The sequence below is a fragment of the Erwinia sp. CGal63 genome, assembly GCF_037026505.1.
In the GTDB taxonomy this organism is placed as follows: domain Bacteria; phylum Pseudomonadota; class Gammaproteobacteria; order Enterobacterales; family Enterobacteriaceae; genus Erwinia.
Genome location: NZ_JAKUMN010000006.1, coordinates 115,936 through 138,022, shown reverse-complemented (window position 1 = coordinate 138,022; position 22,087 = coordinate 115,936). Strand labels below are relative to the sequence as shown.

Sequence of the window (22,087 nt, the reverse complement as noted above, 5' to 3'; positions counted from 1 at the left end):
AAATTGGCTTAAGGTAATGGTTAAAGGAAATTTAATAATGTCCGAGTTTCTTCCCTTTTCTCGTCCGGCGCTGGGCGAAGCTGAACTGGCGGCGGTTGGCGAGGTGCTGACTTCTGGCTGGATTACGACCGGGCCAAAGAATCAGCAGTTGGAAAAAGCATTTTGCGAACTGACAGGCAACCAGCACGCGATTGCGGTCAGCTCCGCTACCGCGGGGATGCATGTCACCCTGATGGCGTTGGGGATTGGCGCAGGCGATGAGGTGATTACGCCGTCGCTGACCTGGGTTTCCACCCTGAATATGATTGCGCTGCTGGGCGCGGAACCGGTGATGATCGATGTCGATCGCGATACGCTAATGGTGACGCCTGAGCAAATCGAAGCCGCCATTACGCCGCGCACCAAAGCGATTATTCCTGTTCACTATGCCGGCGCGCCGGCGGATATCGACGCCATCCACGCGCTGGGCGAACGCTATGGCATTGCGGTTATCGACGATGCCGCCCACGCCGCCGGTACCGGGTATAAAGGCCGTCATGTGGGCGCAAGCGGCACGGCCATCTTCTCTTTTCACGCCATCAAAAATATGACCTGCGCCGAAGGCGGCCTGGTCGTTACCGACGACGAGGCGCTGGCAAACCGCATCCGCAGCCTGAAGTTTCATGGGCTGGGCGTGGATGCCTTTGACCGCCAGACGCACGGCCGCGCGCCGCAGGCGGAAGTGATCGCGCCCGGCTACAAATACAATCTGGCGGATATCAACGCGGCTATCGCGCTGGTGCAGTTAGGCAAGCTGACGCGGCTGAACGCCCGCCGCAGCGAAATCGCCGGGCGCTATCTGCATGAGCTGGCGGATACGCCTTTTTTACCGCTGGCGCAGCCGGGCTGGGATCACCAGCACGCCTGGCACCTGTTTATTATCCGGGTTGACGAGGCGAGCTGCGGCCTGAGTCGCGACGCGCTGATGCAGGAGCTCAAGGAGCGCAATATCGGCACAGGTCTGCATTTCAGGGCCGCGCATACGCAAAAGTACTACCGCGAACGCTTTCCGGCGCTCTCGTTACCCGCCACAGAATGGAACTCGGATCGTATTTGTTCAATCCCTCTGTTTCCCGGTATGACCGATGAAGATGTCAGCCGCGTGATCGCCGCGCTGCATGAAATTGCTGAGAAATATCATGTCTGAACAAGCTATCAAAAAAGTCTCGGTCGTCATTCCCGTTTACAACGAAGAAGAAAGCCTGCCTGAGCTGCTGCGTCGCACGCGCGAGGCCTGCGCAGCGTTGCCGATGGCCTGGGAAATCCTGCTGGTGGACGACGGCAGCAGCGACAGATCGGCCGAGATGCTGACCGCAGCGGCGGAAGAGCCGGGAAGTCCCGTCGTCGCCGTTTTGCTGAACCGCAACTACGGCCAGCACTCGGCGATTATGGCGGGCTTCAGCCACGTCAGCGGCGATTTGATTATTACCCTGGACGCCGATTTACAGAATCCGCCGGAAGAGATCCCGCGGCTGGTAGCGAAAGCGGAAGAAGGGTATGACGTGGTCGGCACCGTCAGGCAGAACCGTCAGGACAGCTGGTTTCGTAAAAAGGCCTCGCATCTGATCAATCACCTTATCCAGCGCGCTACCGGCAAAGCGATGGGCGACTACGGCTGTATGCTGCGCGCCTATCGTCGCCATATCATCGACGCGATGCTGCACTGCCACGAGCGCAGCACCTTTATCCCGATTCTGGCTAATACCTTTGCCCGCCGGGCGATTGAGATTCCCGTCCTGCACGCGGAGCGCGAACACGGCGACTCCAAATATAGCCTGATGCGGCTGATTAACCTGATGTATGACCTGGTGACCTGCCTGACCACCACGCCGCTGCGTATGCTCAGCGTGGTCGGCAGTTTGATCGCCCTGATGGGGTTCGCCTTTTCGCTGCTGCTGATCCTGCTGCGCTTGTTTTTGGGGCCGCAGTGGGCGGCTGACGGCGTTTTTATGCTGTTCGCCATTCTCTTTATTTTTATCGGCGCGCAGTTTGTCGGTATGGGGCTGCTGGGTGAGTACATCGGCCGCATCTATAACGATGTGCGCGCTCGTCCCCGCTATTTTGTGCAGCGTGTCGTCAACGCCTCTCTCCCTGCTTCTGTTAAGGATGATCAAGAATGAAAACTGTTGTGTTTGCCTATCACGATATGGGCTGCATCGGCATCAATGCGCTGATTACTGCCGGTTATGAAATTGAAGCCATCTTTACCCATGCGGACAGCGCCGGAGAGAACCATTTTTTCGGTTCGGTCGCGCGCCTGGCGGCGGAACAAGGCATCCCGGTTTTCGCGCCGGAAGAGGTTAATCATCCGCTGTGGGTCGATCGGATTAAAGCGATGGCGCCGGAGGTAATTTTCTCTTTTTACTATCGCAATCTGCTTTGCGACACCATCCTGGCCTGCGCCAGCGTCGGCGCCTTTAATCTGCACGGTTCGCTGCTGCCGAAATATCGCGGCCGCGCGCCGCTGAACTGGGCGCTGGTCAACGGCGAAACCGAAACCGGCGTGACGCTGCATCGGATGATCAAACGGGCCGACGCGGGCGCGATTACCGCTCAGGAAAAGGTCGCTATCGAGGCGGAAGACAACGCCCTGACGCTGCATCGTAAACTCAACACCACCGCGGAAAAACTGCTGGCGAACTGCCTGCCGCTGCTGAAAGCGGGCGATGCGCCGGAGCGCGCGCAGGATGAATCCCAGGCCAGCTGCTTTGGCCGCCGCAGGCCGGAGGATGGTTGCATCGACTGGACGAGTCCGGCGGAGAAGATTAACAACCTGGTGCGGGCGGTCACGGATCCCTGGCCGGGCGCGTTCGGCTATGTGGGTTCCGCGAAGTTTATCGTCTGGAAAAGCCGCGTGCGTCACGATTTACCGGCGGCGAAGGCCGGCACCGTGCTCTCTGTCGCGCCGCTGATCGTCGCCTGCGGCGAAAATGCGCTGGAGGTATTAGCGGGACAGAGCGAAAACGGCGTCTGGATGCAAGGCTCGCAGCTGGCGCAAACGCTGGGGCTGGTCAAAGGCGCGCTGCTGAGCAGCCAGGCCGTCTCCGCCGTCAAACGCCGCACTCGCGTGCTGATCCTTGGCGTGAACGGTTTTATCGGCAATCACCTTACCGAGCGCCTGCTGCAGGATGATAACTTTGACGTGTTCGGCCTGGATATCGGCTCTGACGCCATCAGCCGTTTTGTCGGCCATCCGCGCTTTCAGTTTGTGGAGGGGGACATCAGCATCCATTCAGAGTGGATTGAGTACCATATCAAAAAATGCGACGTGATCCTGCCGCTGGTGGCGATCGCCACGCCGATTGAATACACGCGCAACCCGCTACGGGTGTTCGAGCTGGATTTCGAAGAGAACCTGAAAATTATCCGCGACTGCGTGAAGTATAAAAAGCGCATCATTTTCCCTTCCACTTCCGAAGTTTACGGCATGTGTACCGATGCGAACTTCGATGAGGATCACTCCAACCTGGTGGTCGGGCCCATCAACAAGCAGCGCTGGATCTACTCTGTCTCCAAGCAGCTGCTGGATCGCGTTATCTGGGCCTATGGCGATAAAGAAGGGCTGCGTTTCACCCTGTTCCGGCCGTTTAACTGGATGGGGCCGCGGCTGGACAACCTCAACGCGGCGCGTATCGGCAGTTCCCGCGCCATCACCCAGCTGATCCTGAACCTGGTGGAAGGCTCGCCGATCAAGCTGATCGACGGCGGCAGGCAGAAGCGCTGTTTCACCGATATCAGTGACGGCGTCGAGGCGCTGTTCCGCATTATTGAGAATAAAAACAACAACTGCGACGGCCAGATTATTAATATCGGCAACCCGGACAACGAAGCGAGCATCAAGGAGCTGGCCGAGCAGCTGCTGACCAGCTTCGATCGTCACCCGCTGCGCGACAGCTTCCCGCCGTTCGCCGGTTTCCGCGAGGTGGAAAGCAGCAGCTACTACGGTAAAGGCTATCAGGACGTGGAGCATCGCAAGCCATCCATCCGCAACGCGCGCCGCCTGCTGAACTGGACGCCGGAAGTGAAGATGGATAAAACTATCGACGCCACGCTGGACTTTTTCCTGCGCACCGTGGAAGGCGTGGACGGGGAAAAATGAGGAAGGTCGGGCTTCGGATTGATGTGGATACGTGGCGCGGCACGCGGGACGGCGTGCCGGGGCTGCTTGAAGTGCTCGATCGGCATCGCGTGTGCGGCACCTTTTTCTTTAGCGTCGGCCCGGACAATATGGGCCGCCATCTGTGGCGTCTGCTGAAGCCGAAATTTCTGTGGAAGATGCTGCGCTCCAACGCCGCTTCGCTCTACGGCTGGGATATTCTGCTGGCCGGCACGGCGTGGCCCGGCAGGAAGATCGGCAAAGGGCTGGCGAAGATCGTGCGCCGCGCGGCGGATCGTCATGAGATCGGCCTGCACGCCTGGGATCACTTCGCCTGGCAAACCTGGGCGGGCGTCTGGCCGCCGGAGGAGCTGACGCGGCAGATTCGGCTGGGGGAAGAAGCGCTCAGCGAAATCGTCCGCCAGCCTGTCACTTGTTCCGCCGTGGCGGGCTGGCGCGCCGATCAGCGCGTTGTGGCGGCTAAGGAACCCTTTGGCTTTCGCTATAACAGCGACTGTCGCGGCACGGCGCCTTTTCTGCCTCGCCTGGCCAGCGGCGCGCTGGGTACGGTGCAGATCCCGGTGACGCTGCCGACGTGGGATGAAGTGGTGGGATCGACGGTCAGCAAAGCGGACTACAACGCTTTTATCATCGAGCGGATAAAGCAGGACAGCGGCACGCCTGTTTACACCATCCATGCGGAGGTGGAAGGCATCGCCATGCGCGAGCTGTTCGATGAGCTGCTGACGCTGGCGGCGGAGCAGGGCATTCTGTTCTGTCCGCTGGGCGAACTGCTGCCGGAAGATCTCTCCTCGCTGCCGACAGGAAAAATTGTTCGGGGTAGTCTCCCCGGTCGTGAAGGATGGCTGGGATGCCAACAATCAGCCGGATAACCTAATGAAACTCATGAGAAATGGCTTTCTCTTGCTGGCGCTTTTCGGGTTGTATTACCTGGCGCCTCTGGAATTTCGCGCGTTATGGCAGCCTGATGAAAGCCGCTACGCGGAGATCAGCCGGGAAATGGTGGCAAACGGCGACTGGGTGGTGCCGCACTTTTTCGATCTGCGCTATTTTGAAAAACCGGTGGCGGGCTACTGGATAAACAATCTCAGCCAGCTGATCTTCGGCCACACGAATTTCGCCGTGCGCTTCGGAGCGGTTTTCTCTATTACCCTGACGGCGCTGCTGGTTTACTGGCTGACGCTGCGTATCTGGCGACAGCGCGCTACCGCGCTGCTGGCCAGCGTTATTTTCCTTACCAGCCTGCTGGTGTATGGCGTGGGCAGCTACGCGGTGCTCGATCCGATGATCGCGCTGTGGCTGACGGCGGCGATGTGCGCTTACTGGCTGGCGACGGAAGCGTCGACTACGGCGAAAAAAATAGCGGCCTGGCTGCTGCTGGGCTTCGCCTGCGGCATGGGCTTTATGACCAAGGGCTTCCTGGCGCTGGCCGTGCCGGTTATCGCCATTCTGCCCTGGGCTATTGTTCAGCGGCGTTTTAAAGAGCTGGTTGGCTTTGGCGGGCTGGCGGTTGTCGGCGCGGCGATTATCAGCGCGCCCTGGGCCATCGCTATCGCACAGCGCGAGCCGGATTTCTGGCGCTACTTTTTCTGGGTCGAACACATTCAGCGTTTCGCCGAAGAGAACGCTCAGCATAAAGCGCCGTTCTGGTACTACCTGCCGGTGCTGCTGTGCGGCTGCCTGCCGTGGCTCGCCTTACTGCCGGGCGCGTTACGCAGCGGCTGGCGCGAGCGGCGACAGTCGCCCGGCGCGCTTTATCTGCTTAGCTGGCTGGTGATGCCGCTGCTGTTTTTTAGCATCGCCAAAGGCAAACTGCCTACCTATATCCTGCCATGCTTTGCGCCGCTGGCCGCGCTGATGGCCAGCGAAGCGGTGCGGCTGGCCGCGATTAACGGCAGGGCGCTGCGCGTCAACGGCTGGATCAATCTGGTTTTCGGCCTGGCCTGTACGCTGGCCGTGGTGGGTTTTCTGGCGCCCTGGGGACTGGCGAAGCATCCGGATTTCGCCGCGCATGAACAGCTGAAAGTGGGACTGGCCGCCGTCATCTTCCTGAGCTGGGCGGCCTGCGGCCTGGTAACCTTATCCGCGCCGTCGCAACGCTGGCCGTGGGCGGCTTTCGCGCCGCTGGCGCTGGCGCTGCTGGTCGGTGCGGCGATCCCGGATCGTATTCGGGACGCCAAACAGCCGCAGGCCTTTATCCGCGAGATGAAAAGCCAGATAGCGCCCAGCCGTTTCGTGCTGGCTAACAATCCTGGCCTGGCTTCCGGGCTGGCCTGGGAGCTGCGGCGCAGCGATATTCTGCTCTATCAGCAGCCGGGCGAGGTGCAGTACGGCCTCAGTTACCCGGACGCCAAAGGGAAGTTTATCGCTGAAGCGGACTTTGCCGGCTGGCTGCAACAGCATCGCCGTGAGGGCAGCGTAACGCTGATGCTGGTGAGGTCGCGCGACAATGAAAACACGGACGCCGAAGTGCCGAAAGCCGACGCCAGCTATCGTCGGGGACGGCTGGTGATCTATCACTACGCGCAAACGCCATGAATACGCTGATGATCGTATTCAGCAGCCTGCTGAGCTGCGCCGGCCAGCTCTGCCAGAAGCAGGCGGCCCATCATGGGCTGCTGAAAGGCAAATGGCATCTACTGTTCTGGCTGGGGTTAAGCGTGCTGCTGCTTGGCTGCGCCATGCTGGTCTGGCTGCGGGTGCTGCAGCTGGTGCCGGTTGGCGTGGCCTATCCCATGCTGAGCCTGAACTTTATTTTTGTAGCGCTGGCGGCGCGCTGGCTGTGGCGGGAAGCGGTGCCGCCGCGTCACTGGCTGGGCGTGCTGCTGATCGTCGCTGGCGTAGCTGTGATGGGGATCTACGCCTGATGGGGCTGCTATTGGCTTTATGCAGCGTGCTGTTGGTGAGCGCAGCGCAGCTGCTGATGCGCTGGTCGCTGGTGACGCTGCCGCCCGCCAGCGATCCTGCCGCTTTTTTTGCCGCGCTGCTTGCGCTGCCGCCCGGTGCCTGGGGCCTCGCTGGCGGGCTGCTGGCCTATCTGCTTTCCATGCTCTGCTGGCTGCTGGCGTTAAGAAAAATAGCGCTGAGCAAAGTGTATCCGCTGCTAAGCGTCAGCTACGTGCTGGTCTGGTGCGGCGCGCTTTTTCTGCCCGGTTTCCACGAAGCTTTTCACTGGGGCAAGCTGGTCGGCGTGCTGCTGATCCTCGGCGGTCTGCTGCTGATCGGCTGGCCGCAGAGAGCAAAAGCAGGCAAATGAAAACGCAGGAAAAACGGCGTGGTTAGCGGTATAGTTTGCCTCGTTTATTTTTTGATGGAGAAACAACGTGACCATTCGCCGCTGGCTGTTGCTGGCTTCCTTGACCCTCTCTGCGGGCGCGGCCGCCACTACTTATCCGCTGCAGATTACCGATATGGATAATCAGCAGATTACCCTGGAGAAAGAGCCGCAGCACGTTATCCTGCAGGATGGCCGCGATATCCTGGCGCTGGCGCTGCTGGATCGCGAAGATCCCTTCCGTCGCGTGGTTGCGTGGAACAACCTGCCGAAAAAACAGGACCCGCAAACCTGGGCGCTGCTGAGCAAAACCTGGCCGCAGGCGAGCAAAATCCTGGATATGGGCTTCAACGATCAGGGACAGGTCAACCTGGAGAGCGTGGTGGCGGAGAAGCCCGATCTGATGATCGCCCAGCTGCGCGCCAAAGCGGCGCTGAAGCAGACCGGCGTGCTGGCTACGCTGCAGCGCCTGCATATTCCGGTGGTCTTTATTGACTATGAGCTGCATCCCGTGGAGAACACTGCCAACAGCATTACGCTGCTGGGCAAGGTGCTGAATCAGGAGACGCGCGCCAAAGCCTATACGGACTTTTATCAGCAGCGTCTGACCGCGATGCAGCAGACGATCGGCCATATCGATCGTAAACCCACCGTCTTTATCGAGCCGATAGCGGGCAACTCGGACAGCTGCTGCTTTACGCACGGCCATAACGGCTGGGGCGGCCTGGTAGAAGCGGTTGGCGGTAAAAATATCGGTTCGGCGCTGCTGCCCGGCTCATCGGGCTTTGTGGCGCTGGAAAAGATTATCGCCATGAAGCCGGACGTTTATATTATGTCCGGTTCGAAACGCCCGAATAACAACGTGCTGCCGTTCGGCTATAACGTTGCGCCGCAGGAGGTCAATGTAACCTTTCAAAAGCTGATTAACCGCAACGGGCTACAGCAGATCGCGCCGGTACAGCAGGGCAGGGTTTACGGCGTTTATCATCACTTCTATAACCATCCCTATAATATTATCGGCATGGAAATTCTGGCGAAGGATCTCTATCCCCAGGCGTTTGCCGGGCTTGATCCGACCGCGGATTTTCATCAGCTGGTCACGCGTTTTACTAAATTGCCGGACGCGCCGGTTATCCTCAGCTATTCCGCTACCCAGCAGTAGCTTGTCGGGGCGGCCTGTGCCGCCCGTTTTCTGCTCAGGCCCGATATGTCCGCTTTCACTCCTTTACTCGATGTGCAAAACGTCGGCTACAGCCAGCAGGGCGTTGAACTGCTGACGCCCGTCTCTTTCCAGCTTAACGCGGGCGAGCAGCTCTGTTTGACCGGGCCTTCCGGCAGCGGGAAAAGCACGCTGTTAAAAATTATCGCCTCGCTGCTGGAGCCAACCAGCGGCGCGCTGCGGTTTCAGGGCGATGCCGTGGCGCGTCTCAGGCCGGAACGCTATCGCCTTCAGGTTTCTTACTGTTTTCAGACGCCAACGCTGTTCGGCGAAACGGTACGGGATAATCTCGCTTTTCCCTGGCGTATCCGGGAGAAAAAAGCGGATGCGACGCTGATGCGGCGCTGGCTGGAAAGGGTGCGGCTGCCGGGCGAGATACTTGATAAACCTGTCGGCCAGCTTTCCGGCGGCGAAAAGCAGCGCATTGCCCTGCTGCGCAATCTGCAGTTTCCGCCGACTGTTCTGCTGCTGGATGAGGTCACCAGCGCGCTGGATGAAGAGAATAAGCGGGTGATTGCCGACCTGATTAAGGAAACGGCGTCAGAGCAGAGCACGGCGATTATCTGGATTACGCACGATACGGCGGAAATCAGCCGGGCGTCGCGGCTGCTTACTCTGGAAAAACCGCTAAGGAGAGAAGATGAGTCAGCATAATATCAGCAACGAGTCGCTGCTGCTGGCGCTGGCGCTGGTGCTGCTGGCGCTGCTGGTGAGTAAAAAAGAGCGGCTGCGGCTGGAGAAAGAGATGCTCTGGAGCATTACGCGGGCGGTGATTCAGCTGATCGTCGTCGGCTACGTGCTGAAATATATTTTCGATGTGAACAATGGCTGGCTGACCGTCGCTATGGTGCTGTTTATCTGCGTCAACGCCGCCCTGAACGCCCGTAAGCGCAGCCGCAATATCGATCGGGCCTTCACGCTCTCCTTTATCGCCATTACCGTCAGCACCATGCTGACGCTGACCATCCTGCTGTTGAGCAAGGCTATTGCGTTTGTACCGATGCAGGTGATCCCCATTACCGGCATGATTGCCGGCAACGCGATGGTGGCGGTAGGGCTGTGCTACAGCAATCTTAACCAGCGCTTTGACGACAACCGCCAGCAGATTCTGGAGATGCTGAGCCTGGGCGCGTCGGTGAAAACGGCGTCGGCCAGCTATATACGCGACAGCATCCGCGCAGCGATGATCCCGACCGTGGACGCGGCGAAAACCGTCGGTCTGGTAAGCCTGCCGGGCATGATGTCAGGGCTGATTTTTGCGGGTATCGATCCGGTAAAAGCGATTAAGTATCAGATCATGGTGACTTTTATGCTGCTGGGTACGGCGAGTATCGCCACGATTATTGCGGGCTACCTGGCCTGTCGGCGCTTTTTTACCGCGCGGGCGCAGCTAAAGTAAGGCGGGCGTAAAGCCCGCCTGAGGAGCATCAGAAGTTGATGGTGGCGGTGATGCCGCCAACGAAGGCGTCTTTGACTTCGCTGACCGCGCCAGGCGAGGCCACATACTGCAGGTTAGGACGCAGGTTCATCCAGTTGGTGACGTGCGCGTTGTAGTAGATCTCGTAGTTATATTCCGAACCGCTCTGAATCGGCAGGTAAGTCGGATTATCGTAGCTGTTTACGCCGTTTTCACGGTTGGTCTGGCGCAGCATCTTGCTGTAATCGTCGTTGACGTGAATACGCGCTGCGCCGATACCAATCTCATCTTCCGCACGGGATTCAAACGGCCCGGTCCAGACCAGCGCCAGCGACTGATAGTTGTCGGTTTTCGAGGTCTTGTGATCGTTCATCACGCCCTGAGCCACTACGCTCAGCCCGCGCTTGTTGTCGCCGCCCATCGCGAACAGCTGCTGCTGCAACAGCAGATAGCCGCCGTAAGAGTGGTTATCCTGGCCGTACTCGCCGTTGCTGTAGGAGCTGTAGTTGTCGCCTCTGACCGAAGAGTAGTAGAAGCCCGCGCGGTAGTTGCCCTGGAGCTTATCCGCGCCCAGCGTCGGCTGCCAGCCCAGCTCGACCGGTACCAGGTTGCCTTCGGTATGGCCGCCGTCCAGGCGGAAGCCGTTGCCGGTGTCGTAGTTGGAGGCGGTCTGGTTATAGAAGCCGACCTGCAGGAAAACTTCCGGCGTGAAGTTAACCTTAACGCGGCCGCCCCACTGAGAAACCGGCCAGTTGTACCAGCGATCGCCGCGCCAGTTGCCCGCCTGACCGCCGCCGAACGCCAGGTTCTGGAACTTGCTCGGCCAGCTGTCAAAATCTTCGCCCACGGTGACGCGACCCGCTTTTACTTCCACCGTATGGTCAAAGAAGCCCTTGTTCAGCCAGAACTGCGTCAGGCGCCAGGTCTGCCCGCGTCCCCAAACCTCCTGCACGGAAGAGAGGCCGCCGGAGCGCGGATCGTTGATATAGTCGGTAAGATTCTGCCCGTTACGGCTGGTGATGGTCGCCTGGAACTGGGTATCGTTCCAGTTCAGCAGCTTTTCCAGATCCAGCGTGGTGCCGAAGCCCCACTGATCGGTATAACGCGCCGAGGTAGAGTGGTTGTAGCCGCCGGAGAAGTTGCTGGCGGATTCCATCGTGTAGTTAACCTGAAACTGCACGCCGTCCTTCTCAAGCTGGGTACGGTTGCCGGCCCAGTCGCCGAAGGCGTAAGGCGAGTCGATGCTGAGCGGCGCGTAGTCCGCCAGCGCCTGGCCGGAGGCCAGCAGTAAGCCAACACCACAGAACGCCACTGTTCTTTTCAAGGTGAATTCGCTTTTCATAATGGGAAACCCTGTTTTAGTGAGAGCGCCGCGCTTCCGCAGGCGGAAGGCAGGTTGCGGCCATCATGCTTTTATCAGCATTATCTCCGGCGTTAAACCTCTGGTAAGGAAGAAAAAGCTGACATAACGCGCGGGCGACGGCCTGTACGCCAGGATGTAACCACTAATCCGGAATAAAATTGTTATAAATAGTGCTGAATATGTTTTATTTTTGCTAAAAAAGTTGCACAGATCACGGTTTGGGGCGGGAAGTCGAGGAAAAACGGTGGAAAGCTGGGCATAACAGAAATAAAAAAGGGCCGGAGAGCCGGCCCTGTTTACGCGACTAGCGGCGACCAAAAATCTTCGCGGCAAGGAAACCTACACCCGCGGCGATCGCCAGCGAGACAAAAGGGGAATCCTGGGTTTTGGTCTTGACGCAGTCCAGCGCATCGTCAACGGCATAAGAGGCTTTCGCGGCGCCCTGACGCATTTTGCCCTTGAACTCATGCTCCGGAGACTCGGCGGCCTTACCAAACTGCTCCTGGCCTTTGCCCAGCGCTTCGTCGGCTTTATCGTTAGCTTTATCCAGTAAACTCATAGTGCCTCCTTCTGATGGCATGATTACCTCATGAATGAATTAAAAGCATAGACCATGAATAGCGATCTGCCGCTGCGGTTGTGTGTAAATTTATGAATGGTGTAAAGAAATGCGCGGAAACAGCTCGGATAGTTCTGAATAGCAAACCGAACGGCGGCCATAAAAAAGCCCACGCTTAGCGTGGGCCTGGTAAACCGGCAATCAGAGTATCAGTGTGACTTCATGCCAGCTGCGGTCATCATAAAGCGGAACAGCGTTGCCACGACGCCCAGCGCCAGCACGCTGCCCGCATAGATGACGGCCAGCCACAGGATGCGTTTCCACACCGGGAGCTTAGGCGCTTGCTGAGTTTCAACCATACTATCCTCCGAAAACCCGTTATTAGTGGTAATGCTCTTCCGGTTTGATCTTCCCGCGGAACACGTAGTAGCTCCAGAAGGTGTAGAACAGAATAACCGGAATAATCAACAGACCGCCGACCAGCATAAAGCCCTGGCTCTGCGGTGGCGACGCCGCCATCCAGATGGTGATGTGCGGTGGAATAATGTTCGGCCAGACGCTGATGCCCAGGCCGGTAAAGCCCAGGAAAACCAGCGCCAGCGTCAGCAGGAACGGTGAATAGTGCGCATGACGCTTCAGGGCGCGCAGCAGCGCGATAGAGGCCAGCAGCACCAGTACCGGTACCGGCAGGAACCAGAACAGGTTAGGCAGCGTGAACCAGCGGTGCATAATGTCGGCGTGCTCCAGCGGCGTCCAGACGCTGACGATGGCGATAATCGCCAGCAGCACCAGCAGCAGCGGTTTGGTGATCGCCGTCATTTTGCGATGCAGCTCGTTCTCGGTTTTCATAATAAGCCAGGTGCTGCCCAGCAGCGCGTACGCCACGACCAGACCCAGACCGCAGAACAGCGAGAACGGCGTCAGCCACAGCAGCTCAGGGCCGCTATAGGCGCGGTTGGTCACTTCAAAACCGTTGATAAAGGTACCCAGCACCACGCCCTGGCTGAAGGTCGCCAGGAACGAACCGAAGATAAAGGATTTATCCCAGAACGCGCGATGCTCTTCAGTGGCTTTAAAGCGGAACTCAAAGGCCACGCCACGGAAGATCAGGCCGATCAGCATCAGCGTCAGCGGCACGGAAAGCGCATCCAGAATCACCGCATAAGCCAGCGGGAAGGCGCCATACAGCGCCGCACCGCCCAGCACCAGCCAGGTTTCGTTACCGTCCCAGACCGGCGCGACGGTGTTGACCATCATATCGCGCTCGGTAGCGTCTTTATTGAATGGGAACAGAATGCCGATACCCAGATCGAAACCGTCCATCACGATATACATCAGCGTCGAAAAGACGATGATGGTGAACCAGATAATAGAAGTATCAATGCCCACGTTATTTATCCTCTTCCGCGCTTAACTTTTCTTTCACGGCAGACAGCGGACGCGCCTGGGTGTGGCGTGTACCTGGGCCGCCTTCAGGTTCGTCGTGACCTTCGCCCTGTTTCGGACCTTTTTTGATCAGGTTGAACAGATAGGTATAGCCCACGCCGAACACCGACATATAGACCACGATAAAGGCGATCAGGCTGATGCTCATATGCATGTCGCCGTGCGCCGATACCGCGTCTTTAGTGCGCAGCAGACCGTAAACCACCCACGGCTGACGACCGATCTCGGTAGTGAACCAGCCCGCCAGCAGCGCGATCAGACCGGAAGGGCCCATCAGCAGCGCGAACCACAGGAAAGGACGAGAGGTGTACAGGCGCTTGCGATAGCGCAGCCACAGGCTCACCACGCCCAGCAGGATCATCAGCATCCCCAGGCCCGCCATCACACGGAACGACCAGAAGACGATCAGCGAATCAGGACGATCCTCTTTCGGGAAAGTCTTCAGCGCCGGAACCTGTTTATCCAGGCTGTGCGTCAGGATCAGGCTGCCCAGATAGGGAATTTCCAGCGCATATTTGGTTTTTTCCTGCTCCATGTCCGGAATACCGAACAGGATCAGCGGCGTAGGTTCGCCCGGCGGGTTTTCCCAGTGGCCTTCGATTGCGGCGATTTTGGCCGGCTGATGTTCAAGCGTATTCAGACCGTGGGCGTCGCCCAGCATCGCCTGAATTGGCGAGACGATCAGCGCCATCCACAGCGCCATGGAGAGCATTTTGCGGATTGCCGGCGTGTCGTTTTTACGCAGCAGATGCCATGCCGCGGAAGAGCCAACAAAGAAGGCGCTTGCCAGGAAAGCGGCGGTGGACATATGCAGCAGGCGGAACGGGAAGGACGGGTTAAAGACAATCTTAAACCAGTCAGCCGGTACCACCAGGCCGTTTTGAATCTCATAGCCCTGCGGCGTCTGCATCCAGCTGTTGGAAGCGAGGATCCAGAACGTGGAGATAATGGTGCCGAGCGCCACCATACAGGTTGCAAAGAAGTGCAGGCCCGGACCAACGCGGTTCCAGCCGAACAACATCACGCCCAGGAAGCCAGCTTCAAGGAAGAACGCGGTAAGCACTTCGTAGGTCAGCAGCGGACCGGTGATGCTGCCCGCAAACTGCGAGAAGCCGCTCCAGTTGGTGCCGAACTGATACGCCATCACCAGGCCGGACACAACGCCCATACCAAAGTTCACGGCGAAGATTTTCGACCAGAAGTGATACAGGTCGCGATAGTCTTCGTTTTTGGTTTTCAGCCACAGGCCTTCCAGCACCGCCAGAAAGCTGGCGAGCCCGATGGTGATGGCCGGGAAGAGAATATGGAAGGAAACGGTAAACGCGAACTGTATCCTCGCCAGGTGGAACGCATCTAATCCAAACATTGCTTACCTCGATCTGACATAAACTGCCTTTCTTTTTTATTTACCGCACATTAACAATAGGGCTACATGTATAACGCTATGCAGACCCTGTTTATGCGGATATTTCAACGAAGTTTGATCCTGAGACCAAATCGGGAGAAGGAGTAGCAACAGTAATCGCAATTTCAGCGATAACAGCATGGATCTTTGCGATGAATTGTTTCACCGCTGCGTTAAATCATTGCCGCCTACTGTTAAATGATAATTACCCGTTGCTACATTTTTGTAAAAATAATGTGGCTTTTGAGCAATGGAAGCGTTTTCATTGTCTGCCATTACCGGTTGGTGAACGGATGAATAAAAAAGTTAACTAATCTTTTTATTTATAATAGCGCGTTGAAATGTCACTTAACAGAATATCAATCCCGCGAATAAGCGCACAAATTGGAAATTAAACGGCGGATTAACGTCCCTGCAGAAGGTAATGTTATTGTTATGTTGCCACTTGGGTGGCTGGCGTTTAAATATTGCATTAATGATTGTTATCAACAGCAGGTAGTCACTGGCAGCAATCATCTTTTGCGCAAAGCATTGTAAATGTTAAACCATAAAAACGCATTCTGATGCAGATAGAATCATTTGGTTACATTTTTACTTACGTTAAGTCAAATTTTTTTGTTTCATGTCAAGGTGCGATGGTATTGATTATGGATTCAACCTCACAAAAGGAAAGGGACTATGGCAGCAACATTGTTAACATTATTACCGGTATACCTGGCTTATTTGCTGGGCACGGTCAGTCCCGGCCCGAGCAATCTGGCGATCGTGAATGTGGCGATGCGGCAGGGCAGGGTTGCTGCACTGGCGCTGGCTGCAGGCGTGGTGACGGGCTCCATAGGCTGGGCGATACTCGTTGCCTGCGGGCTTTCTACGCTGCTGCTTGCCTGGTCGAAAGCGCTGTTTGTCCTGAAGATAGTCGGCGGCTTTTATCTGCTCTGGATGGCGTTTAAAGCGGCGCGTAGCGCCAGGGTAAAAAACCAAAGCGCGATAAACGCCAGCGCAACTGCGCCTGTATCGCCCGGCGCGCTTTATCGGCGAGGTTTACTGCTGCATCTCGCTAATCCCAAAGCGATTCTGGTATGGGTGGCTATTATCTCGCTCGGCATTCATCCGGGCGCGCCTGCGACAGTATTGCCGCTGATTGCCGGCGGCTGTGCGCTGCTGGGTGTGCTGGTGTTTGGCAGCTACGCTCTGCTTTTTTCAACGGCCGCCGCGACCCGGCTTTACCTGAAAGGTCGGCGTCTGATTGAGGGCGTGTTCGCGCTCTTTTTTGGCGCAGCCGGTATTTTGCTGCTGACGCGTAAATAACGCCTGCATTTCGGTTGAAGCGCTGCCGCCTTTGATGCGGCGGCGCAGATGCTTTGTTGTCGTTATGTAATCAATGTGGTAACGAAAGTTTGATCTTCATCTCAAATTGTAAATTCCCTCGCCGCGCCCCATTTTAGTTGCGTCATGTTACCGTTAACATGCCGGCAGCAGGCAGACGCCTGCTTAACTGTTCCCCGACTCATTCGCCGCCCTGGGCGGAAAAACAGAAGCGGCCAACAGGCTGCCGGAGAAACATCATGCCAATACTCTTTGTCGTCATCGGCGTTGCGCTGCTGCTGCTGTTGATGGTTCGTTTCAGGCTGAACGGCTTTATCGCGCTGATCCTGGTGGCGCTGGCGGTCGGCGTTATGCAGGGAATGCCGGTCAACAAAGTCATCACCTCAATAAAAGCTGGCGTGGGCGGCACGCTGGGCAGCCTGGCGCTGATTATGGGTTTTGGCGCAATGCTGGGAAAACTGCTGGCCGACTGCGGCGGCGCGCAGCGTATCGCCACCACGCTTATCGACAAATTCGGTAAGGAGCGCATCCAGTGGGCGGTAGTGCTGACTGGCTTCACGGTAGGCTTCGCGCTGTTCTACGAGGTTGGTTTTGTGCTGATGCTGCCGCTGGTGCTTTCTATCGCCGCCGCCGCCCGCGTGCCTCTGCTGTTTGTCGGCGTGCCGATGGCGGCTTCGCTGTCGGTAACGCACGGTTTTCTGCCGCCGCATCCTGGCCCGACCGCTATCGCCACGCTGTTTCATGCTGATATGGGCAAAACGCTGCTGTTTGGCACGCTGTTGGGTATTCCCACGGTTATTCTGGCCGGGCCGGTATTTGCGCGCTTTCTGAAAAATATCGATAAGCCGGTGCCGCAGGGACTCTATAACCCGAAAACCTTTACCGAAGCGGAGATGCCGACGTTCGCGGTCAGCGTCTGGACGGCGCTGGTGCCGGTGGTGCTGATGGCGGTGCGCGCGGTGGCGGAGATGGTGCTGCCGAAAGGGCATACGCTGCTGCCTTACGCAGAGTTTTTCGGCGATCCCATTATGGCGACGCTAATCGCGGTATTGATCGCAATTTTCACTTTCGGGCTGAACCGCGGTCGCACCATGGATCAGATTACGGCCACGCTGGGCGACTCGATTAAAATTATCGCCATGATGCTGCTGATTATCGGCGGCGGCGGCGCCTTCAAGCAGGTGCTGGTGGACAGCGGCGTGGACAAATATATTGCCAGCCTGATGGAAGGCAGCGCGGTGTCGCCTATTTTAATGGCCTGGTCTATTGCGGCCGCGCTGCGCCTGGCGCTGGGCTCTGCTACGGTCGCCGCTATTACCGCTGGTGGTATCGTGGCGCCAATTATTGTGACCACCGGCGTCAGCCCGGAGCTGATGGTGATTGCGGTCGGTTCAGGCAGCGTTATTTTCTCTCACGTAAACGATCCGGGATTCTGGCTGTTTAAAGAGTACTTTAACCTCACCATTGGCGAGACGCTGCGTTCCTGGTCGGTGCTGGAAACCATTATCGCCGTGTGCGGCCTGGTGGGCTGCCTGCTGCTGCAGGCGGTAATCTAAAAGGTCGCGAGTGCTAATGAGGTCGCTAAAATCAGCACAACGCTAAACACAGCGGCTTATGCCGTAAGCCGCTGTGAACTGGCCGTGCAACAAGAGATGACCGGCGGGCGACAGCCTCGCTGTGAGCGTAACAGCGACGGCCAAATCGCTGAGCCTGATAATAAAACTGGCCAAAAGCGAAGGTGAAAGGCGCGGCCTTAAAACCAGTAAAACCCTTTTGCCATTAGCGCGGCCAGCCCCAGCACCGAGGTAATAAGCGCAGCGAACATCAGGCGGAAATCCGTTTTCATCTCGCTACGCAGGCTGGTATCCAGTTTACCGATGTCCCGACGAATTTCGCGAACATCCATTTTCACGTCGCTGATGTTGCCTGTGATGTTGTCGACATTGGCTTCAAGCTTCGCGATTTTGCCTTCCATCTCTTTTTCTCCTTCTTTACCGGTGATCGTCACGGCGGTACAGGGAGAAGCGCACCGATAAAAATGTTTTACTTTTGCCATCCCTGCTGTCCCGTTTACTTTTGATAGCACTGCACTGTTTCTGCTGAAGCAGGCTTTCAGATTCGGGTTTACTTTATGCCTTCAGGATTCTCCGTCAACCTCAAATGGCCGTAGTTCTGCATGGCTTTTTGTTTCTGGAAGATATCGCATAAAAAAATGAAAATGCCTGCAACCGCTCGCAGGAACGACCGCTACGGCTTGCGCATGGCGCCTGCCCAACCCGGCAAAATTTCGGGCGCTAATTTCACTTAAAAAGAACTATTCTGTTGTGCCGGCGCTTTTCTTCTTTAGGCTGCTTTTTATTATCAATTTATCCTCTACGCTTAGCTGCTCATTTTAAAAGATATTTTATCCGGGCAACGGACAGCTTATTTCAGCGGTTGCCAGATGAGGGCGCAGAAAAGTATAATGCTTTGAATTAACTTGAATTTTTAACTTAAGCCAAATAAGTGGCGGCGTGTCGTCGGCGGATGCTGACGCGGCCTGTTATTTTCGGCTTTGCCTCTTTTTATCCGAGCGAACGGGCGGGCTTCCGCTTTTGGGGATTATTGCAGTATGGAAGAACAACCAGACATCGTTAATTCAGCGCCTGATTTGCCGCTGGACGGTATTCCGTCGTCGATTCTTCGGCTGGGCAAGCGGCTGGCGGACACGAAATATCAGATCGATCTGCTGGGTAAAAACGGCTGGGCGGAGCTGACGTCGAATCTGCACGGGCTGGAAACGGGCGGCGAATGGGACGGCCCGGACGATGCGCTGACCTTTTTCAGCAAGATTTTCCCTTTTGCCGTTTCGCCAGCCGAAACCGAACCGATGGGCGTGTTTAACGTGCCAACGGAGCGCGTCATCGGCCGCAGCTGGCGCTGGTGGCCCGAACATCTGAACGGCAGCAGCGAAGCGAGATTCCTGGAGCACCTCAACGGCCCGTTCGCGGCAGAAGGCACCTCCTGGTATTTTTTGCCTTCGCTCGGCGTGCTGCTTGCCGCGCAGGGGCAGGGCAGAGTCAACTACTGCCGCTATCATCATATTCCCACCATGCAGGCGCGCGTCAGCCATCTGCACTATCCACCGGCGGATCGTTTCCGGCTTTACCACGTGATGCGCGGCGAAACGCGCCAGAGCTGGGTGGTTTATAACAATCGCTATCTGCAGCCGGTGCAGTTACCGCGCATCACCTTGCCCGCGCTGACCGCTTACGGCGTACACAGCGCCAGCTGGCCGCTGACCTTTCCACCGATAGCGCGGGTGTTTGACGAGCTGCATCATCCGCGGCCGCTGGGCGATTTTATTGCGCCGGGAATCGATCTGGAGGCGGTAAAAGGCAGGATCCGCGCCGAGAAAGAGGCGGAGAAGCGAGCGGTTAAGCCGGTGAAAATGGCGCTCAGCGATATGGATATCACCAATATCTGGCCAGTGAGCCTGACGCTCTCTTTCTTTTTTATTTTGTCGCTGGTGGTGGCCGGTATCACTTCCGGCGCGGGCTGGCCGGGCGGCATCAGCCTGCTGGTGTGCGGCATGGCGGGCAGCCTGCTGCTGTTTATCGCCACGCCGATCTTTCTGGTAAGCAAGCGGCACCATCGCGCCTGGCAGCCGGAAAAACCGCAGGCGGAAGAGACGCCGCCCGCAGAGGAGACGCCGCCGGAAGCTACTGCACCAGGCGGTGGCTGATAGCGTACCTGACGATATCGGCGTTGCTGCCAAACTGCATCTTTTCCATCATGCGTGATTTATAGGTGCTGACGGTTTTGTTGCTGATAGCAAGCGCTTCGGCGATGGCGTTAATGGTTTCGCCGTGCGCCAGCATCATCAGGATCTGCCGTTCGCGCGTAGTCAGGGTTTCGTGCAGCGCCCGGTTGCCATTCTGGTATTCGGCGAACACAATCTCCTGCGCCAGATCGTGGTCGATATAGCGGGAGCCGCGCGCCACGCTGCGGATTGCCGCCAGCAGCGCGTCCGGGTTTTTATCTTTGGTGATATAGCCCAGCGCGCCGCAGTTGAGCACGCGCCGGGCTATTTGCGGCTCGTTAAACATGCTCAGCACGAGGATCGGCAGATTTTCATACTGCGACCGGATGCGGTTAATCAGATCCTCGCCGCTGATGCCGGGCATGGAGATATCCAGCAGCAGCAGATCGAGGCCGCCAAGACGCAATCTTTCCAGTACCTGGCCGCCGTCGCCAGCTTCGCCCACGACGGCGATATTGTCGTCGAGCGCGAATATCTGCTTCAGCCCTTCGCGCATCAGGGCATGGTCGTCGGCAATCACTAATCTTATTACTTCATTCATTCGCTATCCCTGGTTGCTGACGGTGAACATCGACTTACTGTTTTAACGGCAGGGTCAGCTCCAGCTGGGTGCCTTCGCCGGGACGGCTGGTAATGGTTACCTGACCCTGCAGCATATCGACCCGCTCTTTAATGCCCAGCAGGCCAAAAGCGTCATGACGCACGGCGTGCGTCTGGAAACCGCGCCCGTTGTCGCGCACCTGTATCACCAGCGTCTCCCGGCTGGTCTGTACGATAATAGAAACCTTACTGGCGCGGGCGTGGCGGGAAATATTGGTCAATGACTCCTGCACGATGCGGAACACAGTCGTCACCACCTGATCGGAAAGCGTCACCGGCTTGCCTGTCGGCACAATCAGCATACAGCTGCAGCCGCCGTTTTTGACGAACTCGTCGCGCAGCCACTCCAGCGCGGGCATCAGCCCCATATTCAGCATATTAGGCCGCAGTCGCGTCGAGACATCGCGTACCACCTGGATAGTGCTGTCGATCAGAGTCATCAGGTATTCCACCTGGCTGGCGACGCGCGCGGGATCTTTATTCTGCATCCCAATCACCGACAGCCCGGCGCGCAGGCTGGTCAGATGCTGGCCCAGCTCGTCGTGAATTTCACGGGCGATATGTTTGCGCTCCTGCTCGGTACGCTCCTGCTGGTTGCTGGCCAGCAGACGCAGCTGATGGTGAGCGGCGCGCACCTGGTTTTCCGCCTCTCGCAGCTGAGTAATATCGCGGCCTACCGCCAGGATAGTGACGACTTCGCCTTTTAAATCGTACTCCGGCACGCAGCGGACGTGCAGCACCATAGCGCGCTCGCCGAAACGCGCCTCAAGTTCCGATTCGCTCTTATCGCCGCTCGCCAGCGTATTGGAGACAAGGCGAAACAGCTGCATACCCGGCTCATCAAAGGGAATGCTGTCGGTCAGTCGCCAGCCGCGCGCTTTTTCTTCGCTACAGCCGATTAAATCCAGCACGCGCGGATTGGCGTAAAGGCAGCGCAGCCCGGTATCGAAGCGGGCGATCAGATCCGGCGAGTTCTCCACCAGCGAGCGAAACTGCTGCTCCTGCTGCAGATAGCGCTCCGTGCGCTGCTTGAGTTCGCGCACGTCGCGCACCACGCACAGCACCAGCATCTCGCCTTCATGCTCCCAGGCGCTGGAGTTGACCTCCACCGGGATGATTTCGCCATTGTGCATCCGATGCTGCGAGGTAAAGCGGATCCCTTCCGGGCGCAGGCTCAGCTTCCACCACAGTGCGGCCACGTCCGGGTCCTGCAGCTCGCCTTCAATATCGGAATAGCTTAATCGAATAAGCGCCGGGTAATTATAACCGAGCATCTCGCAGGCTTTATTATTGATATAAGCCAGTCGGGCATCCTGGCGCACCAAATAGATCGCGTCGTTAACGCGATCCAGCGCGAAGTCGGGCAGGATAGCGCGACCATTATAGGGTTCTTTACTGACGTTAAGGCTAAATATTTCCGACGAAAGCATTTCTCTCTCTGTTCAGGGAAAAGGAAAGAATAAGCATAAATTATTACAGCTTATCGTGCAGCAGCGAAAAAAAGCGCCTGCGTGAAATTA

The 22,087-nt window shown here is 57.4% G+C and carries 21 protein-coding genes; 13 read left to right on the top strand and 8 right to left on the bottom strand.

Annotated elements, in window-relative coordinates; translation table 11 throughout:
- Positions 1-37: 37 nt before the first annotated feature.
- The 10 genes from arnB (at position 38) to fetB (ending at position 10,048) form a co-directional block, all read left to right on the top strand.
- Positions 38-1,186, top strand: a complete 1,149-nt coding sequence (gene arnB / locus MKZ79_RS17545; protein WP_336143924.1) for a UDP-4-amino-4-deoxy-L-arabinose aminotransferase — start codon at positions 38-40, stop codon at positions 1,184-1,186.
- Positions 1,179-2,159, top strand: a complete 981-nt coding sequence (gene arnC / locus MKZ79_RS17540; RefSeq protein WP_442897170.1) for an undecaprenyl-phosphate 4-deoxy-4-formamido-L-arabinose transferase — start codon at positions 1,179-1,181, stop codon at positions 2,157-2,159. Before arnB ends, arnC begins: the two co-directional genes overlap by 8 nt.
- On the top strand, positions 2,156-4,138 hold the full coding sequence (gene arnA, locus MKZ79_RS17535; protein ID WP_336143923.1) for a bifunctional UDP-4-amino-4-deoxy-L-arabinose formyltransferase/UDP-glucuronic acid oxidase ArnA: 1,983 nt from the start codon (positions 2,156-2,158) through the stop codon (positions 4,136-4,138). Before arnC ends, arnA begins: the two co-directional genes overlap by 4 nt.
- Complete coding sequence (arnD, locus tag MKZ79_RS17530; RefSeq protein WP_336143922.1) at positions 4,135-5,028, top strand: 4-deoxy-4-formamido-L-arabinose-phosphoundecaprenol deformylase; 894 nt, start codon at positions 4,135-4,137, stop codon at positions 5,026-5,028. Before arnA ends, arnD begins: the two co-directional genes overlap by 4 nt.
- A gap of 4 nt (positions 5,029-5,032) precedes the next feature.
- A complete protein-coding gene (gene arnT / locus MKZ79_RS17525) occupies positions 5,033-6,694 on the top strand; it encodes a lipid IV(A) 4-amino-4-deoxy-L-arabinosyltransferase (RefSeq protein WP_336143921.1) in 1,662 nt (553 codons plus the stop codon).
- On the top strand, positions 6,691-7,023 hold the full coding sequence (gene arnE, locus MKZ79_RS17520; RefSeq protein WP_336143920.1) for a 4-amino-4-deoxy-L-arabinose-phosphoundecaprenol flippase subunit ArnE: 333 nt from the start codon (positions 6,691-6,693) through the stop codon (positions 7,021-7,023). The genes arnT and arnE overlap by 4 nt, the downstream gene beginning before the upstream one ends.
- Positions 7,023-7,412 (top strand): 4-amino-4-deoxy-L-arabinose-phosphoundecaprenol flippase subunit ArnF, encoded by a 390-nt coding sequence (arnF, locus tag MKZ79_RS17515; RefSeq protein ID WP_336143917.1) that lies wholly within the window; start codon positions 7,023-7,025, stop codon positions 7,410-7,412. Before arnE ends, arnF begins: the two co-directional genes overlap by 1 nt.
- Before the next feature lie 73 nt (positions 7,413-7,485).
- Positions 7,486-8,592 carry an ABC transporter substrate-binding protein gene (locus MKZ79_RS17510; RefSeq protein ID WP_336144005.1) on the top strand — a complete coding sequence of 369 codons (1,107 nt, stop codon included), beginning with the start codon at positions 7,486-7,488 and terminating at the stop codon, positions 8,590-8,592.
- 45 nt (positions 8,593-8,637) lie between these two features.
- Positions 8,638-9,303, top strand: coding sequence for an iron efflux ABC transporter ATP-binding subunit FetA (gene fetA, locus MKZ79_RS17505; RefSeq protein ID WP_336143916.1), 666 nt, complete (start codon positions 8,638-8,640; stop codon positions 9,301-9,303).
- The gene (gene fetB, locus MKZ79_RS17500; RefSeq protein ID WP_336143913.1) at positions 9,290-10,048 is read left to right on the top strand and encodes an iron efflux ABC transporter permease subunit FetB; all 759 of its coding nucleotides are present in this window, start codon (positions 9,290-9,292) and stop codon (positions 10,046-10,048) included. Before fetA ends, fetB begins: the two co-directional genes overlap by 14 nt.
- 28 nt (positions 10,049-10,076) lie before the next feature.
- Here the strand turns inward: fetB and MKZ79_RS17495 are convergent, their stop codons facing one another.
- The 5 genes from MKZ79_RS17495 to MKZ79_RS17475 all read right to left on the bottom strand — a co-directional run bounded on the left by MKZ79_RS17495 (position 10,077) and on the right by MKZ79_RS17475 (position 14,800).
- The gene (locus MKZ79_RS17495; protein WP_336143912.1) at positions 10,077-11,408 is read right to left on the bottom strand and encodes a carbohydrate porin; all 1,332 of its coding nucleotides are present in this window, start codon (positions 11,406-11,408) and stop codon (positions 10,077-10,079) included.
- A 325-nt stretch (positions 11,409-11,733) separates the two neighbouring features.
- Positions 11,734-11,988 carry a CsbD family protein gene (locus MKZ79_RS17490; RefSeq protein WP_336143911.1) on the bottom strand — a complete coding sequence of 85 codons (255 nt, stop codon included), beginning with the start codon at positions 11,986-11,988 and terminating at the stop codon, positions 11,734-11,736.
- Positions 11,989-12,197: 209 nt separating this feature from the next.
- Complete coding sequence (locus MKZ79_RS17485) at positions 12,198-12,347, bottom strand: DUF2474 domain-containing protein (RefSeq protein WP_125288513.1); 150 nt, start codon at positions 12,345-12,347, stop codon at positions 12,198-12,200.
- Positions 12,348-12,369: 22 nt separating this feature from the next.
- Positions 12,370-13,377 (bottom strand): cytochrome d ubiquinol oxidase subunit II, encoded by a 1,008-nt coding sequence (gene cydB / locus MKZ79_RS17480; protein WP_336143908.1) that lies wholly within the window; start codon positions 13,375-13,377, stop codon positions 12,370-12,372.
- A 1-nt stretch (position 13,378) separates the two neighbouring features.
- Positions 13,379-14,800 carry a cytochrome ubiquinol oxidase subunit I gene (locus tag MKZ79_RS17475; protein WP_336143907.1) on the bottom strand — a complete coding sequence of 474 codons (1,422 nt, stop codon included), beginning with the start codon at positions 14,798-14,800 and terminating at the stop codon, positions 13,379-13,381.
- Between the two features lie 717 nt (positions 14,801-15,517).
- On the opposite strand from MKZ79_RS17475, the gene MKZ79_RS17470 reads away from it, so the two are divergent.
- Positions 15,518-16,147, top strand: coding sequence for a LysE family translocator (locus MKZ79_RS17470; RefSeq protein WP_336143906.1), 630 nt, complete (start codon positions 15,518-15,520; stop codon positions 16,145-16,147).
- Positions 16,148-16,404: 257 nt separating this feature from the next.
- Positions 16,405-17,721 carry a gluconate transporter gene (gene gntT / locus MKZ79_RS17465; protein WP_336143904.1) on the top strand — a complete coding sequence of 439 codons (1,317 nt, stop codon included), beginning with the start codon at positions 16,405-16,407 and terminating at the stop codon, positions 17,719-17,721.
- A gap of 197 nt (positions 17,722-17,918) precedes the next feature.
- On the opposite strand, the gene MKZ79_RS17460 is transcribed toward gntT, so the two are convergent.
- Entirely contained in the window at positions 17,919-18,221 is a 303-nt protein-coding gene (locus tag MKZ79_RS17460) for a hypothetical protein (protein ID WP_336143902.1), read from the bottom strand.
- Positions 18,222-18,776: 555 nt separating this feature from the next.
- On the opposite strand from MKZ79_RS17460, the gene MKZ79_RS17455 reads away from it, so the two are divergent.
- Positions 18,777-19,889 (top strand): hypothetical protein, encoded by a 1,113-nt coding sequence (locus MKZ79_RS17455; RefSeq protein ID WP_336143899.1) that lies wholly within the window; start codon positions 18,777-18,779, stop codon positions 19,887-19,889.
- Here MKZ79_RS17455 and MKZ79_RS17450 read toward each other — a convergent pair.
- Together MKZ79_RS17450 and MKZ79_RS17445 are read right to left on the bottom strand one after the other, a co-directional pair.
- Positions 19,867-20,508, bottom strand: coding sequence for a response regulator transcription factor (locus MKZ79_RS17450; RefSeq protein ID WP_336143897.1), 642 nt, complete (start codon positions 20,506-20,508; stop codon positions 19,867-19,869). The two genes, MKZ79_RS17455 and MKZ79_RS17450, sit on opposite strands and share 23 nt — an antisense overlap.
- 34 nt (positions 20,509-20,542) lie before the next feature.
- Positions 20,543-21,997, bottom strand: coding sequence for a PAS domain-containing sensor histidine kinase (locus MKZ79_RS17445; RefSeq protein ID WP_336143896.1), 1,455 nt, complete (start codon positions 21,995-21,997; stop codon positions 20,543-20,545).
- Positions 21,998-22,087: the final 90 nt, after the last annotated feature.

What these genes read in the sequence shown, in the direction of transcription:
- arnB (WP_336143924.1), top strand. Translation starts at nt 38, where the DNA reads ATGTCCGAGTTTCTTCCCTTTTCTCGTCCGGCGCTGGGCGAAGCTGAA.
- arnC (WP_442897170.1), top strand. Translation starts at nt 1,179, where the DNA reads ATGTCTGAACAAGCTATCAAAAAAGTCTCGGTCGTCATTCCCGTTTAC.
- arnA (WP_336143923.1), top strand. Translation starts at nt 2,156, where the DNA reads ATGAAAACTGTTGTGTTTGCCTATCACGATATGGGCTGCATCGGCATC.
- arnD (WP_336143922.1), top strand. Translation starts at nt 4,135, where the DNA reads ATGAGGAAGGTCGGGCTTCGGATTGATGTGGATACGTGGCGCGGCACG.
- arnT (WP_336143921.1), top strand. Translation starts at nt 5,033, where the DNA reads ATGAAACTCATGAGAAATGGCTTTCTCTTGCTGGCGCTTTTCGGGTTG.
- arnE (WP_336143920.1), top strand. Translation starts at nt 6,691, where the DNA reads ATGAATACGCTGATGATCGTATTCAGCAGCCTGCTGAGCTGCGCCGGC.
- arnF (WP_336143917.1), top strand. Translation starts at nt 7,023, where the DNA reads ATGGGGCTGCTATTGGCTTTATGCAGCGTGCTGTTGGTGAGCGCAGCG.
- fetA (WP_336143916.1), top strand. Translation starts at nt 8,638, where the DNA reads ATGTCCGCTTTCACTCCTTTACTCGATGTGCAAAACGTCGGCTACAGC.
- fetB (WP_336143913.1), top strand. Translation starts at nt 9,290, where the DNA reads ATGAGTCAGCATAATATCAGCAACGAGTCGCTGCTGCTGGCGCTGGCG.
- MKZ79_RS17495 (WP_336143912.1), bottom strand. Translation starts at nt 11,408, where the DNA reads ATGAAAAGCGAATTCACCTTGAAAAGAACAGTGGCGTTCTGTGGTGTT.
- MKZ79_RS17490 (WP_336143911.1), bottom strand. Translation starts at nt 11,988, where the DNA reads ATGAGTTTACTGGATAAAGCTAACGATAAAGCCGACGAAGCGCTGGGC.
- MKZ79_RS17485 (WP_125288513.1), bottom strand. Translation starts at nt 12,347, where the DNA reads ATGGTTGAAACTCAGCAAGCGCCTAAGCTCCCGGTGTGGAAACGCATC.
- MKZ79_RS17475 (WP_336143907.1), bottom strand. Translation starts at nt 14,800, where the DNA reads ATGTTTGGATTAGATGCGTTCCACCTGGCGAGGATACAGTTCGCGTTT.
- MKZ79_RS17470 (WP_336143906.1), top strand. Translation starts at nt 15,518, where the DNA reads ATGGCAGCAACATTGTTAACATTATTACCGGTATACCTGGCTTATTTG.
- gntT (WP_336143904.1), top strand. Translation starts at nt 16,405, where the DNA reads ATGCCAATACTCTTTGTCGTCATCGGCGTTGCGCTGCTGCTGCTGTTG.
- MKZ79_RS17460 (WP_336143902.1), bottom strand. Translation starts at nt 18,221, where the DNA reads ATGGCAAAAGTAAAACATTTTTATCGGTGCGCTTCTCCCTGTACCGCC.
- MKZ79_RS17455 (WP_336143899.1), top strand. Translation starts at nt 18,777, where the DNA reads ATGGAAGAACAACCAGACATCGTTAATTCAGCGCCTGATTTGCCGCTG.
- MKZ79_RS17450 (WP_336143897.1), bottom strand. Translation starts at nt 20,508, where the DNA reads ATGAATGAAGTAATAAGATTAGTGATTGCCGACGACCATGCCCTGATG.
- MKZ79_RS17445 (WP_336143896.1), bottom strand. Translation starts at nt 21,997, where the DNA reads ATGCTTTCGTCGGAAATATTTAGCCTTAACGTCAGTAAAGAACCCTAT.